General features: G+C 55.6%; 11 protein-coding genes. 4 read left to right on the plus strand and 7 right to left on the minus strand.

All coding sequences use genetic code 11. The features are described 5' to 3' along the window. Positions 1-535, minus strand: a 535-nt coding sequence (locus tag ABD76_RS18730; RefSeq protein WP_242069641.1) for a uracil-DNA glycosylase, incomplete at its 3' end; no start/stop codon positions are given. Between the two features lie 114 nt (positions 536-649). Between ABD76_RS18730 and ABD76_RS18735 the strand changes: the two genes are divergently transcribed. Continuing rightward, on the plus strand, positions 650-1,282 hold the full coding sequence (locus tag ABD76_RS18735; RefSeq protein WP_197258616.1) for a sterol desaturase family protein: 633 nt from the start codon (positions 650-652) through the stop codon (positions 1,280-1,282). A gap of 81 nt (positions 1,283-1,363) precedes the next feature. On the opposite strand, the gene ABD76_RS18740 is transcribed toward ABD76_RS18735, so the two are convergent. The 5 genes from ABD76_RS18740 to ABD76_RS18760 all read right to left on the minus strand — a co-directional run bounded on the left by ABD76_RS18740 (position 1,364) and on the right by ABD76_RS18760 (position 10,420). Beyond that, positions 1,364-1,639, minus strand: coding sequence for a hypothetical protein (locus ABD76_RS18740; RefSeq protein WP_242069642.1), 276 nt, complete (start codon positions 1,637-1,639; stop codon positions 1,364-1,366). Positions 1,640-1,650: 11 nt separating this feature from the next. Then, a complete protein-coding gene (locus tag ABD76_RS18745; protein ID WP_197258703.1) occupies positions 1,651-2,283 on the minus strand; it encodes a type 1 glutamine amidotransferase family protein in 633 nt (210 codons plus the stop codon). Positions 2,284-2,364: 81 nt separating this feature from the next. Beyond that, on the minus strand, positions 2,365-3,327 hold the full coding sequence (locus ABD76_RS18750) for a helix-turn-helix transcriptional regulator (RefSeq protein WP_197258704.1): 963 nt from the start codon (positions 3,325-3,327) through the stop codon (positions 2,365-2,367). Positions 3,328-3,342: 15 nt separating this feature from the next. After that, positions 3,343-3,822 (minus strand): 23S rRNA (pseudouridine(1915)-N(3))-methyltransferase RlmH, encoded by a 480-nt coding sequence (gene rlmH, locus ABD76_RS18755; protein ID WP_197258705.1) that lies wholly within the window; start codon positions 3,820-3,822, stop codon positions 3,343-3,345. A 397-nt stretch (positions 3,823-4,219) separates the two neighbouring features. Then, positions 4,220-10,420 (minus strand): phosphodiester glycosidase family protein, encoded by a 6,201-nt coding sequence (locus ABD76_RS18760; protein ID WP_197258706.1) that lies wholly within the window; start codon positions 10,418-10,420, stop codon positions 4,220-4,222. 364 nt (positions 10,421-10,784) lie between these two features. On the opposite strand from ABD76_RS18760, the gene ABD76_RS18765 reads away from it, so the two are divergent. Continuing rightward, on the plus strand, positions 10,785-11,414 hold the full coding sequence (locus tag ABD76_RS18765) for a nitroreductase family protein (protein WP_197258707.1): 630 nt from the start codon (positions 10,785-10,787) through the stop codon (positions 11,412-11,414). A 492-nt stretch (positions 11,415-11,906) separates the two neighbouring features. On the opposite strand, the gene ABD76_RS18770 is transcribed toward ABD76_RS18765, so the two are convergent. Continuing rightward, positions 11,907-12,872 (minus strand): EamA family transporter, encoded by a 966-nt coding sequence (locus ABD76_RS18770; protein WP_197258719.1) that lies wholly within the window; start codon positions 12,870-12,872, stop codon positions 11,907-11,909. Positions 12,873-13,126: 254 nt separating this feature from the next. On the opposite strand from ABD76_RS18770, the gene ABD76_RS18775 reads away from it, so the two are divergent. Then, positions 13,127-15,277 carry a YhgE/Pip domain-containing protein gene (locus tag ABD76_RS18775; protein WP_197258708.1) on the plus strand — a complete coding sequence of 717 codons (2,151 nt, stop codon included), beginning with the start codon at positions 13,127-13,129 and terminating at the stop codon, positions 15,275-15,277. A gap of 110 nt (positions 15,278-15,387) precedes the next feature. Continuing rightward, positions 15,388-16,683: an MFS transporter gene (locus ABD76_RS18780; protein WP_197258709.1), complete on the plus strand. Its 1,296-nt coding sequence runs from the start codon at positions 15,388-15,390 to the stop codon at positions 16,681-16,683. Positions 16,684-17,033 lie beyond the last annotated feature (350 nt).

Genomic DNA, 17,033 nt, shown 5'->3' on the forward strand with positions numbered 1-17,033 from the left:
TTTCCTTCCACTTCTCCTTCAATGCTTTCAAATCCTCTACGAAGAGCCTCAGTAAATTGGGTCTCCTTCTTACGGCAAGCGGGTGATAGGTAAAGCTGATCGGGATACCCTGAAACTCGTGCCAGCTCCCTCGCAATTCCTTGACACTGGCGTTCTCCTTCTGTGGGAATATTGCTTCCGCCACGACATTCCCAAAACCAAATAATACCGACGGCTGCTTCTCCAGGAGCTGTAATTGTAGATGGGGAATACATGCTGCTCTGGCCTCAGGCTTATTATAAGCACGCATCGGTCGGCATTTAAGCAAATAGGTGATATAAACCGCGTTTGTATCGATACCCGCTTCCCTCATAGCATGCTGGAGTGTTTCCCGGGTACCGCATAAAAACGAATTTCCTTGCCGATCCTCTCTTTCGCACGCAATGAATACATTATCCCCCACCCAGAGCAAAAACTTGCCTTTCTTTAGGTTACGGTTCCCCTGACTTATCTTGAGCGACGGTAATTTACTTGAACCAGCATTCCCAGTGATCAACCGGCAACACCCCCGTATTTCCTGCATATTCATAGATCAGCGCAGCAAAAAGGCCGCTTCACAAGAAACACGGAAACGTTGGCCCTAAGTAACGGCATTAAGGAGGCGTTTTGAATGAAGACTAAATATATAAAAGAGTTTTTCCTTTTTCCCGATATATGCATCATGTACGGAATCTTCTTGGTCAGTTTTAGCCTGCTCATTCCAGGCCTGACAACCATCGGCCCATGGATTGCATTCACCATAGGCATGGCCGCTTATGCCGCCGCCGAGTATTTTACGCACCGTTTCCTGTTTCACCTAAAAACTCCGAAGAACCCCTTCTTTTTAAAATTACTTAAGCGTTTGCATTATGATCATCACTCCAATCCGAATGACCTGCATTTATTGTTTCTGCCCTTGTGGTATACTCTGCCGAATCTCGCCATCGCGGGAACCATCGCCTACTTTATTTCAGCAAGCCTCGTGATTACGAATGCTTTTATCGCTGGCGTGATCCTGTTTCTCTTGTTTTATGAGTGGAAGCACTATATCGCCCATCGTCCGATTACCCCCGTTACCCCCTGGGGCCGTTGGATGAAAAAAGTCCATTTATGGCATCACTATAAAAATGAAAATTACTGGTACGGCGTGACAAACCCGGTTTTTGATCTCGCCTTGGGAACCTTTCAGGATCAAAAAAATGTCGAGCTAAGCCAGACGGCCCGCAGCCTTGAACAACGCGAAAGTAAAAAGCTTGACCTGTAAAGAAAAAACAACCCGCCAAACACCAAAGTTTGCGGGTTGCTTTTATAAGCGATAATCGCATTTTTTCCTTCTGAGGCACCCTCACGGAAAATCCAGCTCGTCATCGATGCTGCGAAACATCTCCCTAGTCCGCGTCGGGCACCGGGCGTCCAGTTCCTCCCACAGACGATTCGGTAAAATCAAAAACTGGTGGGTAACGGAAAAATAGGAGTCCGCAAAAAGACGAATTTCGTATTTGTCCCTGATCAACTTCAGGAACCCGCGAATCGTGATGTAGCGATCTTTTTCGCTAAAGGTCAGCGCAATCGAATGCAGTTGTCCATAGTAGGTGATATCCAGCCTTTTGTCCGTAGTCACGCCTCAACCAATCAGCTATTAATAGAATTCATTAACTCGAAGAAATATTTCGGTTCATGAGTCTGATAAAGATTGAACCATGACTGTAATGTGTCTGGTGTAAATACATCCAGCACCTTCAATACATGCATCGCAAATTCCACCGGAGCTATTCCTGATGCAGTAACTAAATTCCCATCAGTAACTGCCGGTTCCATTTCATAATATTTTTCTCCAATATAAGTAGGACAAATCATTTTCATGTATTCCAGATTATTGCTTGTATGCCTTCTTGAGTTTAGCAACCCCATCTTTGCAAGTCCCACTGTTGCACCACAAATCGCCGCAACAACAGTACCTTCTTTTAAAGATGTAGAAGCTTTTTTTAATAAAGGTTCGTGAATTGCTTCTGTCCAAGTATTTCCGCCCGGAAGAACTAAAACATCGGTACTTTCCAAAATACACTCATCAATAGAAATACTAGGCAGTATTTTCAATCCTCCCATTGTAGTAACAGGATTTTTATCAATGCCTACGGCAACCACCTCTAAAGGCGCTAATTCTTTTTTAAAATACCTTCCCGAGTTGAGTTCCGCAATTAAATAACCTACCTCCCAGTCTGACATCGTATCAAATACATAAAGATACACTCTTCTTGTATGCATAACAGCACTCCTTTTGTAAGGGATGAATCGATATACCCTAATATAAAAAAACTTTACTGACATCCTCCGTCAGTAAAGTTTTTAAGCTTGATAATAATCAATTAACTCATATAGAACCTCAATAAGTTTTTGCTTCAAACTTAGTGGTTCAATGACTTGAATAGATTTACCGTAAGGTAAAAGTAAATACGGCACATATGTATGAATTGCTTCTTCTTCAAGCAGAAATACAGCTTTCTTTGAAGTTCGTTCTTTGAAATGATGCCCTAAAAACCAATGCTGGCATAAATTATCCAACGCACTGGTCGTACCGCCAACAACTAATGGCATAAGTCCTTGGTTATCTGCTGTTTCTGGAAGCAGGCTTTTCATAAAAAATTCACCGGCCGAAAAGGACGTTGGACGATTGAAGGTAATTTCTGTTTGAATAATACTGCGAATTCGCCCTACTCTAAAACTGCGGACTTCATTCCTTAGATGACAAAATGCAATGACATACCAGTTATTATTCCAATAAATCATTCCATATGGATCAACAATCCTGCGCTTGGATTGCTCTTCACGATTTGTATGATATTCAATTTCTACAGATGATTCGTTTACTATACCTTGCTCCAATTGCTTCAATATTGGCTCCATAGATGATTTTCCAGTTGGACTCATGACTTCAAGCCCTTTTAAATGTTGCTTAATCCTTCTTTCCTGCTCTTGATTTGAATACATTGTTAGCTTTGATGTCGCTCGGTCTAATGCCTCCCCTAAAAAGTAGCCAGCTTCTTTGGCAAAAACAGCAGCATGAAGTAATGCAGTTTTCTCATCAACATCGAAAAGAAGAGGACTTTCAATAAAATTATTCAACAGGGTATACCCCCCATGATGACCTGTGTCCGATATAATCGGCACACCACTGGCAGAAAGCGCATCAATATAACGGTAAACCGTCCTTATATTAATCTCTAACTTTTCAGCTATTTGTTTTGCGGTAATTTTCCTGCCTGAATTCAACATCCATAGAATCGCCATCATATTGTCAATTTTAGACATAATGCTTTACCTCAATTATTTATGGTATGGTTCTCCCCGATTGATCTTAACCGCCCGGTAAATCTGCTCTACGAGCACCAGGCGCATCAGTTGATGCGGCAGCGTCATGCGACCGAAGGACAGCTTCGTCTGCGCGCGGCGCAGGACGGCGTCTGACAGGCCATTTGAACCGCCGATGATAAAGACGACGTGGCTTGTTCCGTAGGTCGCCAGGCGATCGATATGAGAGGCCAGGTCCTCGCTCGACCAGAGTTGTCCGTCGATGGCCAGCGCCACCACATGCGCATCCGGCTTGATGTGGCCGAGGATGCGTTCGCCTTCCCGCTCCTTCACCTGTTCCACCTCGGCGTCGCTCATCTTCTCGGGCGCCTGCTCGTCGGGCACCTCGATGACCTGAAATTTTACATACGGTGCCAGTCGCTTGCTATATTCGGCAATCCCCTGCACCAAGTATTTCTCCTTCAGCTTCCCTACGCATACCAATTGGATGAACATTCGTCTCGCTTACCCCGTTTCGTTTTGTTTACTTTATCCAAAAGAGAACCATCGCCTCTTAAAGTACCATCCTTGCTTCTAGTGTACCCGACAATTCCTCGGCTCGTCTATTCAACGCCGCCAGGTATCCCATCCCGCGTGCGCTGCTATCACCAGCCCCCCATAAGCAGCTATAACTTTCACGTCGCTTCCGCAAAAACCACGCTCGTCTGTGACCTCATCTCAAGTTCCATTCCCATTACCTGACCGCTTGGGAGAGTGGCGATAAGGCCTTGAACACACCTGCGAATTCCCGCCCTTCATTCCTTCTGAAAAAATATCCGCCATAAAAAAGGCGCCCTCACACAGAGAGCGCCCATTCCAACAACTCCACTACCCTATTCTGCTGCTTAATATCTCATTCCTGTTCCTGAACCAGCGCCAATATCCGCTTCAAGAAGACCGCGACTTCGGCCCGGGTCGCGTAACCGTTCGGACGCAGCTTGCTGCCGCTGCCTTGAATAAGCCCTTCCTCCAGCAAGGCGGCAAGCGCCTCCTTCGCATAGCCGGATATCTTCTCATGATCGGCGAATTGGGTCAACGCGGCCGGATCGCTCGTCAGCTTCAGCTTGCCGATGTGCTCCAGTGCGCGGGCCGTCATCGTGAACAGATCTTGGCGGGTAACCGCATATTGCGGCCCAAAGAAGCCATCCCGCTTGCCCCGTACCAGGCCCAATTCCTTGGCGATCGCAATCGCGTCCGCATAGTACGCCCCAGCGCCCACATCAGCGAAGCCAGAGCCGCTCGCCCCTTCGCGGCTGACCGCTTGAAGCTCCAGCGCCCGCACCAGCATCACCATGAAGTCTGCCCGGGAAATCTCCGACTGCGGCGCGAACCGACTGCCGCCGATGCCGCTAATGATGCCTCTGGCCGCCAATGCGTCTATCGATGTCTTCGCCCAGCCAAGCTGTCCGATATCGTCGAACTCATCCGCATAGAAGCTCACTGCTGCAACACCCAATGTGTTCACCGTAAAATACACCATAGCAGACTTCGCATCATACCGCGCATTCGGAACCGCGATAACCCGGCCATGCGCATCTACCGTCCGGACGACGATGCGATGCGGCTGCGCCAGCTCCCGCGCAGCCGGTTCATATGGAACGGCGACAAGCACGCGTTCCCCAAGCTTCCCGGCGGACAGTGGCTTCCCGTCCGCCAGCAGCGACAGCTCCACCGCAGGGCGGCCGCCTGCCTGCGCAGCCAGCCCCGCGGGCCATGCGCTGCGGTCGGCCTGGGCGATGACGATGCTCACCGTCTTCGCATCGCCCGCCAACGCCCCTTCCGGCACCAGTCCCGACGGTGCCGTCACGGTCGCCTGCGGCGTCACGATTTCGTATTCTTGCCGCAGGCTCGAATCCGACACCGCCGCCGCAGGCAGCGACAGCGCGACGCCGGTCGCGTCCTTGTCCGCATCCGCCTCAATGCGGACCCTCTTCACGCCGCGCCCATCCGGCGCGACGCCCTGCAGCGCCTGCTCCAGCATCGCAGCCGTCACCTCCGCCCGGGCGAGAGCGCCGCCCGAATCCCGCTTCGCCTTCACGCGAATCCGGCCCGGCTCCACCTTCGCGGCCGGCTCCGGCGGCTTCGGCGTCACGCTCGGCTCCGTCCAGGAGCCGCCACTGTCGCTCGACTCTTCCGGCTCCGGCTCTGGCTCTGGCTTCGGCGGCTCCACGGCCCGCGTCACCGTCAGCCGGAAGTCGGCGTACTTCGACGCATCCGCCCGGCTCAGCGCGCGGATGACCGCCGTCCCCGGCTTCACGGCCGTAATCAGGCCGTGGTCGCTTACCGTCGCCACGCCCTCCGGCGCAGAGCGGTACACCGCCCAGATGACGGACGGATCGGCCGTCTCCGGCAGCACCGACGCAGTCAACTGCAAGGTCTCGCCCGCCTTCAAGGTGCCCTCCGTCCGGTCGAGCCGGACCTCATCGACGATAACCTCCGGCAGACGGTCAACCGTAATTACGCTGTCAGCATAGACCGCCTCGACGACGCTCGTCGCCCGAACGACGGCGGTGCCGAGCGCATGAGCGGTCACGACGCCATCCGCCGTGACCGAAGCCACGCCGTCGGCGGAAGAGCGGTAGACGGACCACGTCACCGTCTTGTCGCTCGCCTCGGCCGGCAGCACCGTCGCCTTCAGCTTCACGCTCTCCCCGACCGCCAGCTTCGCCTGCGGCGGGTCCAGCACGACTTCCGCCGGAGGCACCGGCTCCGTCGGGCCCTTGCGCAGCGTGAACTGATCGACCAGCCGGTCGCCGAGCGTCTTCACCGTGAACGTCAGCTCGCCCCCGCGAATCTCCACGGCGCCGTAGATCTGCGTCTGCTCGCCGTCCACCTTATACTGCCATTCGCGCGGCGTCACGGCATAGAACTTCGGCCCGGTCGAGCCGCCGACGACATACGTCGTGCCCTCGCCTTCGCCGACCGGCTTCCCGCCGCGCATCGGAAAGGAACGGACATAGACATGGTCATGCCCGTTCATCGCCAGGTCGACATGGAACTCTTCGAACGTCGACGTCCACGCCTCGCGGATATGGGCGGAGTCATAGACGCTGCCGTATGGACCTCGATGGAAGGTGACGATCTTCCATGTCTTGTCCGTAGCGGCCAGGTCGCGGCGCAGCCACTCCTTTTGCGCCTCGAAGTCATATTCGCTGTTCAGCACCACGATGTGGGCATTGTGATAATCGAAGGAATAATTGCTGCCCTTGAGGCTGTCGATTCCATTTTGCGGGTTATTGAAATGCGCCAGGAAATCGTCATTTTTCCGGGTGCCCGTCACCTCGTGGTTGCCGACCACCGAGACGATCGTCGTCTTTGTCAAGATGTCCTGCGCTTCCTTGAACCACAGATTCCATTCATTTTCCTTGAAGCCGTCCTCCACCATATCCCCGGCCTGCAGGATGAAATCAAAGTCCGGATGATCGCCCGCGGCTTTGCGAAGAATATTGCCCCACAGCTTGAAGCCGGCGGCATTGGAGGCCTGCGAGTCGCCGAAGAACAAGAACTTGGTCGGCTCTTCCGGCGTCCCCGCCGTCCGGAACGAGCCCTCGCTCACATGGCTGCCGCCGTCGCCGACACGATAGACATAGGCGGTGCCAGGCTCCAGCCCGTCCACGACCGCTTTGTGCACGCGCACGGTACCGATATCCCAGGTATGATAGAGGCTGCTCGTGCCGTTCACCTTGAGGACGCCGGCTCCGTCAAAGCCGGAAAATCCGTCCCGCTTCGCCACCTCGACCACCGTCGCTTCCACGTTCGCATGCGTATGCCAGGCGAATCCGCGCGACACGGCCGGATCTGCTCCCATCGCGACACTGATATTGTACGGTTCGCTGCCGCCCGCAAGCGGCGATACCTTGAACTTCACGACCGGACTGTAGCGCTCCTCCTTCATCGCCTGCAGCGCATACTCCTTGACCGTCCCGGTCAAGGCGCGGGTCGCAAGCTTGCCCTCTTCATCGGTAACGCCAATTTCCTGCCCGTCCGCCGTCATCAGCCGCGCGCCTTCTACCGGCTGGCCCTGCTCATCGACGACGCCGAACACCGTCTCATTCCCTTGGGCGATGCCGTCCGGGTTCCAGGTCAGCCGCAGATGGTACTGCACCGCCGCCACCAGCGGCAGCCCGAAGAAATCGAAGTCGACGCCATCCTGATCGGCGAACGCGATCGATCCCGAGCGGAAATTCACCCGCAGCTCGCCCTCGGTGTTCGTCTTCACCCGGTACCGGATCTGCGCCAGCACATCGTCGTCGGACAGAATCAAATCGGACAGGCCCGTGAACCTAAGCTCCACCGCGCCGCTGGCCGGATCGACCGTTGACGCAAGATGGCTATCCTGGAGCTTGGCCCCAGGCACGACCTCCAGCCCTTCCGCCTGGGCCGGGTCGAAATCAAAAGCGATGCTTGCCCGGCGGATATCAGAAGCACGGAGAGCGGTAACATCGACCGTATATGTGCCGCCGGCATACACATTATCAGGGCCGGTATACATCAATTTCGGAGCGCCCGTATCGACCTCGAACCTCCACTCCTTCTCCGTCGGGTTCCCGGACAAATCCTTGACCCGCACCTTCGCCGTATGCACGCCGTCCGCGAGCGGCACCGACGGAATATACGAGATTTTGCCCTTAGGCGGGTACAGACTGTGCGCCACGAGCTTCCCGTCGACCATCATGCGGATCGACCCGGGATCGATAAGCGTCGTGCCCGGATGAGCCACCGGATCATACCCGGCATCCTCGGCATACACATGAATCTCCGGCGTTGCCGTATCTACCGTGCTGCCATCAGCCGGGGCGAAATCCTTCAAGATCGGCGGCTCCAAATCATCGTCAGCCGGCCCGTACAGCGCCCGAATCTGATCGATATAAATTACCCCCGCCGTCTTGTTGTCATTCTTCGTCTCCATATACCGGATCGGCCGATCCATCGTTAACGGCAGCGGTCTGCCCTTCGGCACCTCCGCCTCCAGGTAGCGCCATCCGGTGAAATCAACGCCAACCTTCTCCTCGGTGAAATCCAGGGCCACCGCCGCGTTATTGCCGTCGCGGATCTGGCCGCGCAGCCAGTGCGCCTTGCCGTCGCCATAGACCCAGACGCTGATCTTCTCCGGGTACCCCGGGATCTGGATGCGCGACGCATCATCCTTCGCGGCGAGGTAGGCGCCGGATATGCCGACCGTATCGGTGAAATCATATTCCAGCTTGGCCGAGGAGGAGCCGAAGCGAACGAACTCCTCGTTCGTCTCTGCACTGACGCGGACACTTTTATACCGATCCCCGCTTGTCGCCAAATACCGATCCATGCCCGATTCGAAATCCTCCAAAATGACGGGAGGCAATCCGACATTGACCTCCATCGAGGCCTCAATGCCTCCGTAAGCAGCGACAATGCGCCCGCTCTTCTCCGTCTCGTCCGTCGCCGTGAAGACGCCGTTCTCATCGATTGTCCCAATCGGCCCCTCCACCCGCCAAGCGAAGTGGCGGTTGTCGGCCACGATGTCCTGCCCATCCCGCAGAGCGCTCACCTGAAGGGTAACCTTCTCGCCGGAAGCGAAGGTGCGAACGGTATCCGGGAAGCGCAGCTCGGTCAACTCCTTCACCACCTCGACCTCCCCCTGGCCAGTCAAGCCGCCGAGAGAGACCTTCACCTCGGCGAATCCGGCGGAATCGCCTGCCGTGAACAAGCCGTTCTCATCGATGGTTCCCATAGCCGGATCGACGCTCCATTGCGGCGTGCCCGCAACTTGAGCCGGGTGGCCGTTCGCATCGATGCCCGCCGTCTTGAACGTGTAGGAAGACCCGGCCAGCACCCGCTCCAGATTCGGCTGCACCACCAGGCGCGCCGCCTCGCCCTCCGGCGCCTTGTTCACGAGCAGCAGCCCATTGGCCGTCTTCCGCTCCCCGCCGTCTGACGGGCGGTTCAAGATGCGGCGCTCCGGCATGCCTGGCAGCCGCGCCACGAACGTGGAGGAGCCGCCGCCATCGAGACAGAGCGCGTTGACGACGCCGATGTCCTTCATCACCTTCGCCAGGTCGTCATACGACACTCCCTCGCTGAAGCCCGGCGCACGGCCGTCAATCTCGATCATGACCATCGAGCCGTCGGCCTTCGTGCCGATCGCGACGCGCGGATAAAGCGCCTTGTCGCTCTGCGGCTGCACCTCGCCGTCCTTCAACAGTTGGGCCACGCCGCCGATGGCCATCTTCACGTCGCGCCACGCTTCCTCCAGCTCGAAATCGATCGCGACTTCATCGCCGACCCGAAGTCCCTGCAGCAGCTCGCGATAGGATCCCGCCGCAGACAAGACGACCTTGCCCTCGGCGAGCGGCGTATCGCCCGCATGCAGTCTTAGCTCGGACACCTTCAGCTTCAGCGTCTGCCCGCTCTTCACCTCGCCGGACATCACGTCCAGCACCACCTCGTCCCCAAGCTGATTCGTCATCGTCGACGTATGGAAGGCGGACGTGTACAGCATCAGCTTGTCTCCCGTGCCGCGCATGCGGTTGATGTCCGATAGTTCCACATCCTTGCCGCCGATATGCAGCGTCCGCTTAAGGACCGGACTCAACCCGTAGACGGTCGTGCCGTCTTCCTTCAAGCCGAAGGCATACCAACTGGCGGGCTCAGGCGGGCTGACGAGAATCTCGCCGTCTCCCATGAAGAGGCCGAGCGGCACGCCGGTGGACATGTCATAGAAATCGCCGTTGATGGCCGCGATGACCCGGTTCCCCTGCTTGTCCGCATCGCTTGCCATCTTGGTCACCCCCTGCATGCCGTACACTTTGCCGTCCGTCATGCCCGGCTGCAGATCGAGCGCCTCATTTTTCGGATCGAATTCGATGAAATGCACCTTCTCCAAGCCTTGCGGAAGCTTCATGTTGTACCAGGTGTACGTGGCTCCCGGGCCGATCTCCATTTGCCTCCGATCAAGCACCTGCCCGAACTCGGTCTGCGGCAGCCCGGCAGCCAGAGCTTGTCCGGCGGGAGCGAGCAGCGACCAGAGCAGGCACAGGCTCAGAAGCAAGGCCGGCCTCTTTCGTTTCCATTTCATCCCTCATCCATTCCTCCTAAAATAAAATTTCAGAGAGCTCCCTTAAGAACTTATATGTATGCCGCCGGGAGCACCAATATGTGTTTCATTCGGCGTTTATGACTTTCTAAATTGTCAGAATTAGCAAAATACCTCCACCCGCCTTTCGCGCAGCAATCTGAATTCAAATTAGCATAAAAATCCGCTTACGGGCCGCCCGAAGCCCATTCTTATCAAAATCTTATCAATTCGCCGTGCTCGGTTCGCATGCCTTAAAATTAAAATAACAAAAATAATGTTAATTTTATTATAATATGTACTTACTTTTAATAAGTAAAGGTGGTAAAATAGGACCATCAATGATTTTTGAGGAGGACGGTTTACCATGACACAAGATTTTGAAGCTATCATCAAGGAAAGACGATCCGCCAATAAATTTATAGAGAACATCGCTATCTCCGAGCCGGAGCTGGAAGAAATTTTTTCGCTGGTGAAGTTCGCCCCGTCCGCATTCAATTTGCAGCATGCGCATTACGTAACCGTAACGGATGGAGAGCTTAAGGAGCAGCTGTACGAGGCAGCGAACAAGCAGTACAAGGTCAAGACGGCTTCGGGCGTCATCGCCGTATTGGGAAGCACGGAAGCCCATCTGAAGGCACGGGAGCTGAACGAAGGGTTGGTCCACCTCGGAGTGCTGAGCCAGCAGGAGGCGGATATGATGGCAGAGGATACGATTCGCTTCTATGAAGAGCGCGGAGAGACGTTCAAGCGAGATGAGGCGATTCGCAATGCCAGCCTGTCCGCCATGCAGTTCATGCTCGCGGCCAAGGCCAAGGGGTGGGACACCTGCCCGATGATCGGCTTCGATCCGGACAAGGTGCGGGCAATTCTGAATATTCCCGCCACATATATTCCAGTCATGCTGATCACGATTGGCAAGCAAGACACCTCCAGCCTGCGGCCGCGCGGTTACCGCAAGCCGGTGCGGGAATTTGTGACGCACCAGCGCTTTTAAGCGGGACTATTCGATCCCGAGCCGCAAGCCGGAAGCGTCATTTCAATACATAGCCACGCCAAAAAGGGACTTCCCATAGGAATTGAATCATGACGCAGGGCAAGATGGGCAACAGAGAATGTAGAGGTGGAAAAGACGGCGGCGGGACTGGCGGCGGAAGATCGTCGAGGCAGCGAATCCTGCAATTGTGCAGGAATTTACGCTATTTCAGCCGCTATCTGATACAATTCCTGCAAAAGTGCATCATTTTTCGCCGATTTATGCTTTCAGTCTATTGGCATAGCTTACATTCATGCCGTTTTGCAGGAATTTCGTCAACGGAGTAAACGCTCCAATGAAAAACTGTACTTTCGCAGCTTTTTCGGCAAGTCGCGCTGTGGAGCAGGGTGGGGCTGTCTTCACTATAGTTAAAACCTACTTATGGAACAGCCCTTTCTCTGGCCTTGTCCGATTCATACTATCCGCCGCCTTCCCGGCTTCCGCCAAGAAGGTTCAAGAGCCGCTGCTGCAGCCTTTGCTCTCCGCCGCCTGATGATACCCGCGATTGTCCCCTTTCCGCAGACGGTGCTGGCGCAGCCACTCCTCAAGGGCGCCCGAGCCGAACAGGACGCCGATCAGGATGAGCACGAACCCTGACATCTGCACGAGCGTGACAGCCTCGCCCAGCAGGAGCGATGAGCCGATCAAGGCGAAGAAAGGATTCAGATTGATAAAGATCGACGCCTCCGCGGCACCGACCTGGCCAATCGCGTAATTGTACGTCATATGGCCGACAGCCGTCGCGATCACCGCCGAACCGAGGAAGACCGCCCACAGCCCGATATCGGTCTGCGCCATGCTGGCCATCCCATCCGGCTCCATCACCCGGCTTAACGCGTACAATCCGAAGGATCCAAAAAAGAGCATATATCCCGTCATCAGCCGCGGATCGAGCGTGGCGGCCATTTTTTTAATCAGAATGAAGCTGATCGCCTGCGCCAGAATGGCCAGGAACACATACACATCCCCAATCGAGACGCCGCTCATCCCCGAGCTGCCATGCGTAACGATGAAGGCGACGCCGGACAAGCCGAGCACGATGCCGGTCATATTGAACCAGGTCATCCGGGTGCCCAGGAACAGAATCGCCATCAGCGTCGTTAACAACGGCCCCAGGCCGAGAATCAAGCCGCCGTTGGAAGCCGACGTATTCGCCAGGCCAAGCGACAAAAAATAATGATGCCCCACTACATTAAACAAGGAAGCGATCAGCACATAGCCCCATTCCTTGCCCCGCAGCAGCCGCAGCTGACGCATCGGTATGAGCAGCAGGAACACGCTCAGCGCCGCCGTCATAATGCGGAATGCAGTCATTGTGACCGGCATGAAATGCGTCACCAGCACCTTCGTTGCCGTCACGTTCAAGCCCCATGCAACCATCACGCCGACCAGCATGAGATAAATGGCGTATTTTTTCACGCAACCCCACTTCTTTCTGTCTGACTTCGGAAGAATCATGGATGTTTTCTTCAGTAACTTATTCATCCTCTCATATCCGCGCCATTTGTCAAGACCGGGACCTGCCCTTTTCCCGCGATGGCCGCTCGATTTCACCAGCTCCTGCACTTGCCGCTACACATGGACCGATTCATCCGGCTTCGCCTGCCCCGTCCGCATGATTGGATTTCCTTTGGCAAATACTGAAAACAGTACATCTGGAAGCGGAGGCCATCATGAAACATATTTTTTCCATTTATGCGAACGACCTGAAGCGAATCGGCTCCAATTGGGCCGCCACCGTCATCATTCTCGGCTTGAGCATTCTTCCGTCCCTGTATGCGTGGTTCAATATTGAAGCATCGTGGGACCCGTACAGCAATACGCGCGGCATCCAAATTGCGGTGGTCAACCTCGATCAAGGGGCAGCGATTATGGACAAGCCCGTCAATATCGGCAGCGAGGTCGTTGAGAATCTGAAAACCAATACCCTTATCGGCTGGACCTTCGTCGACAAGGACGAAGCGATGAGGGGCGTAAGCCACGGCGATTACTACGCCAGCATCCTCATTCCGGAGGACTTCTCCGCCCGTATCGGATCCGTGCTGTCGAATGAGCCGATCAAGGCCGAGATTCTCTACTTTGTAAATGAAAAAATAAATGCCGTCGCTCCAAAAATTACGTCCAAGGGCGCCACCGGCATCATCGAGGAGGTCAGCGACAACTTCGTCAGAACGGCCAACCGGACGATTTTCAAAATCTTCAATGAGCTTGGGGTTGAGCTGTCCAATGAGCTGCCGACCATTGAGAAGGTGAAGAACCTTGTATTCAAGCTGGAAAAATCATTCCCCCGCTTCTCGGATGCGGTGAACACCGCGATGAGAGACGTGACCACGGCGAACCGGATCGTGAACGAGGCGTTGAAGAATCTGCCCACCGTCGCCCAACTGGCGAAGGACGCGCAGCAATTCTCGTCCAGGCTCGCCGACTTGCTCCAATACAGCCGGGAAGGCATCGAGACCATCTCCCCGTTCATTAAGCAAGACTTGAGCACCCTGCAGCAGGCGGCCGAGTCGGTGAACCAGGTGACGGCGATTCTCCAAAACGTCACCGCCGATCCGTCGCTGGCAAGCAAGGGGCTTGGCCGGCTGTCGGAGAAGCTGGGCGCCGCCGTAAAGATTGCGGACAGCGCGGCCGATTGGTTCAACCGGCTCAGCCAAGCGGTCACCGGCGGACAGCTCCACGGCGTAACCGACAGATTGCGGCAGCTCTCGGACAAGCTTACCCAGCAGGCCGCGACCGTCAATGAGATCAAAGCCGCCGTCGATCGCGGCGAAGAGGTCGGGGCCGATCTGCTGGACCATCTCCATCGGCTGTCCGAGGATGCGGGAGCCATTGCGGGGGATCTGCTGAACCGGTACGACAGCGAGATTCAACCTGCCATGCTGCAGGGCGTGGACAAGGCGGCCGGGGACGTCGCCAAAGTACAGCAGGTGCTCCAGGATGCCATCAAAAATATTCCGGACATCGAGACGTTATTGAAGGACGCCTCGAAGGTGATCGCCATCGGCACCGAGAAAATTCCGGTAATTCAGAAGAACCTGCCTGCCGTTCAAGCCAAAATTACGGAATTTGCGGATAAAATCCGTGCGTTTGAGGAACAGGGCGATATTGCCGAAATTATCGATCTGCTGAAGAACAACTTCGAGAAGGAGAGCGAATTCTTCGCCGAGCCGGTCATCCTGAAGGAGAACAAGCTCTTCCCGATTCCGAACTACGGATCGGCTATGTCTCCGTTCTTCACGACGCTGTCCCTCTGGGTCGGAGCGCTGCTGCTCGTCTCGCTGCTGACGGTGGAAGTGCATGAAGAGGGCAAGCATTACACGAATGTGCAAATCTATTTCGGCCGGTACTTCACCTTCCTGACCATCGCGCTGCTCCAGTCGTTGTTCGTGACCGCCGGCGATATTTATCTGCTGAAGACCTACGTGCTCCATCCGGGCTGGTTCATCGTCTTCGGCCTCATCATCAGCGCCGTCTTCATGCTTGCCGTCTACACGCTGGTCTCGGTCTTCGGCAACGTAGGGAAGGCGCTCGCCATCGTGCTGCTCGTCCTGCAGTTGGCCGGCTCCGGAGGCACCTTTCCGATTCAGACGACACCGCCTTTTTTCCAGGCGATTCATCCGTTCCTGCCGTTCACCTATGCCATCAGCATGATGCGGGAAGCGGTCGGCGGCATTCTGTGGGATATCGTGCGGCGCGACATCATCGTGCTGGCCGTCGTCGCGGGCCTCTTCCTCCTTATCGGTCTCGTCCTCAAAAGCCCGATCAACAAGGCGAGCGCGGGGCTGGTGCGCAAAGCGAAGGAAAGCAAGCTGATTCATTGACCTGTAATTTCCATCCTAACGAGAGGCCTTTCCCAACAAGGCCTCTTTATTCCCGCATTCCCCCCTGTTACAATGAGAGAGGCAGCAAGAAAAATGGGGGCGTGACACGAATGCGCTTTTTGCATCATGCAACGATAGAGATACGTAGCTGGAACCGCAATATCCAGCTGTTTTTTATTGCCAACCTTCTCTACCAGATCGGAACCGGCATGTTCTCCGTTCTGTATAATCTATATGTTCAATCGCTCGGCTATAACGATCAGATGAACGGAACCATCATCAGCGTGCAGTCCTTGGCGACGGCGATCCTGTTCATCCCGATCGGACTGCTCGGCGACCGCTCCAGCCGCAAGCGGATTCTGATTGCCGGCTCGTTGGTGACCGGCATCAGCTTCATGCTGCGCGCCTTCGCCGAAGCGCCGCTGAGCCTGCAGGTGCTGGCCGTATTTACCGGCATATTCGCGGCCTTTTTCCAGGTAATCGCGATTCCTTTCCTGGCGGAAAATACGCCTAAAGAGCAGCGGCTGAAGCTGTTCAGCTACCATTCCTCGATGGTACTGGCCGCACAGGTGCTGGGGAGCATGGGCGGCGGTTATCTGGCCGACGTCCTGCAGGCGTTCGGCTGGAGCAAGATCATCAGCCTTCAATCGGTGCTGCTCATCGGCGGCGCCGCCAGCTTCGCGGCCTTCCTGCCGCTGCTCCTGGTGAAGGAGAGCAAGCGGGCCGCCCAGAAGCCGGAGCCCGCGCAGGCTTCCGAACCGGCGCCCGCCGCAGCCAAGCAGCGGGAATGGAAGGTCATCCGCCGCCTGACGTTCTGCCAGCTTCTCGTCGGCCTCGGCTCCGGCTTGGTGGTGCCATACTTGAACCTGTACTTCACGAACCGGTTCTCCGTCTCGCTGACCGCCGTCGGATTGCTGATCTCGCTCGGCCAGGTGATGACCATCGTCTCGATGCTCATCGGCCCGACCTTGGTCAACCGCGTCGGACAAGTGCGCGCCGTCGTCTTATTTCAGCTGATGTCATTGCCGTTCCTGCTGCTGACCGGATTCACGAACCTGCTGCTCATCGCCTCCATCAGCTTCCTGTTCCGGCAGGCTCTCATGAACGCGGCCAATCCGATTCAATCCGCCATCATGGTCGACCGCATATCGGATTCGAGACGTGGTATCGCTAACTCCCTTACCCAGACCGCCTTTATGCTCGGGTGGGCCAGCATGGGCTCCGTGCAGTCGTACCTTGTAACCTCGTATGGCTACTATTGGGGCTACGCAATGACCTTCTCCATCACCGGCATTCTCTACGTGACCTCGGCGATATGTTACTTCTTCATGTTCCGGGAGGATCGGCCGAACCGCACGGGCCGCTTCCGCCGCCGGCCTCGAACCGGCAGCGCTCCCGCCATATAAGCGAAGCAAATGCAAGCAACCGGAGACATGCCTCCGGTTGCTGCTTTTTGGCGCGTGGCCCGTTCCCACCTTGCCTGCCTTGCCTGTCCCATCGCCTCAGGGGTCCATACCGCCACTTCTCGGAACAACTCTCCATTGTTTTTCTCTTAACCTCTCTTTTCACCGGCATCTTGTCTCTTACGGGCACTATCCCACCCGCTCAGATCCGGTCCGCCAGCTTTCATATCCTCTAAATCAGAGTTAGTAAGTATGACCCTGAACCAATGGGAGACTGAACAAAAGGGCTGCTACCCATTCCCCTTCCAGTTTCGCATCCTTCGCTTCACCTTCACAACTTGTCTATCCGAGCG

Origin of the sequence: Paenibacillus dendritiformis (assembly GCF_015845845.1) — a bacterium.
GTDB classification, from domain to species: Bacteria; Bacillota; Bacilli; order Paenibacillales; family Paenibacillaceae; genus Paenibacillus_B; species Paenibacillus_B dendritiformis_C.

Excerpts from the sequence above, each read along its gene's own strand:
- ABD76_RS18745 (WP_197258703.1), bottom strand. The coding sequence starts at position 2,283 with ATGCATACAAGAAGAGTGTATCTTTATGTATTTGATACGATGTCAGAC.
- ABD76_RS18750 (WP_197258704.1), bottom strand. The coding sequence starts at position 3,327 with ATGTCTAAAATTGACAATATGATGGCGATTCTATGGATGTTGAATTCA.
- ABD76_RS18760 (WP_197258706.1), bottom strand. The coding sequence starts at position 10,420 with ATGAAATGGAAACGAAAGAGGCCGGCCTTGCTTCTGAGCCTGTGCCTG.
- ABD76_RS18775 (WP_197258708.1), top strand. The coding sequence starts at position 13,127 with ATGAAACATATTTTTTCCATTTATGCGAACGACCTGAAGCGAATCGGC.
- ABD76_RS18735 (WP_197258616.1), top strand. The coding sequence starts at position 650 with ATGAAGACTAAATATATAAAAGAGTTTTTCCTTTTTCCCGATATATGC.
- ABD76_RS18765 (WP_197258707.1), top strand. The coding sequence starts at position 10,785 with ATGACACAAGATTTTGAAGCTATCATCAAGGAAAGACGATCCGCCAAT.
- ABD76_RS18780 (WP_197258709.1), top strand. The coding sequence starts at position 15,388 with ATGCGCTTTTTGCATCATGCAACGATAGAGATACGTAGCTGGAACCGC.
- rlmH (WP_197258705.1), bottom strand. The coding sequence starts at position 3,822 with ATGTTCATCCAATTGGTATGCGTAGGGAAGCTGAAGGAGAAATACTTG.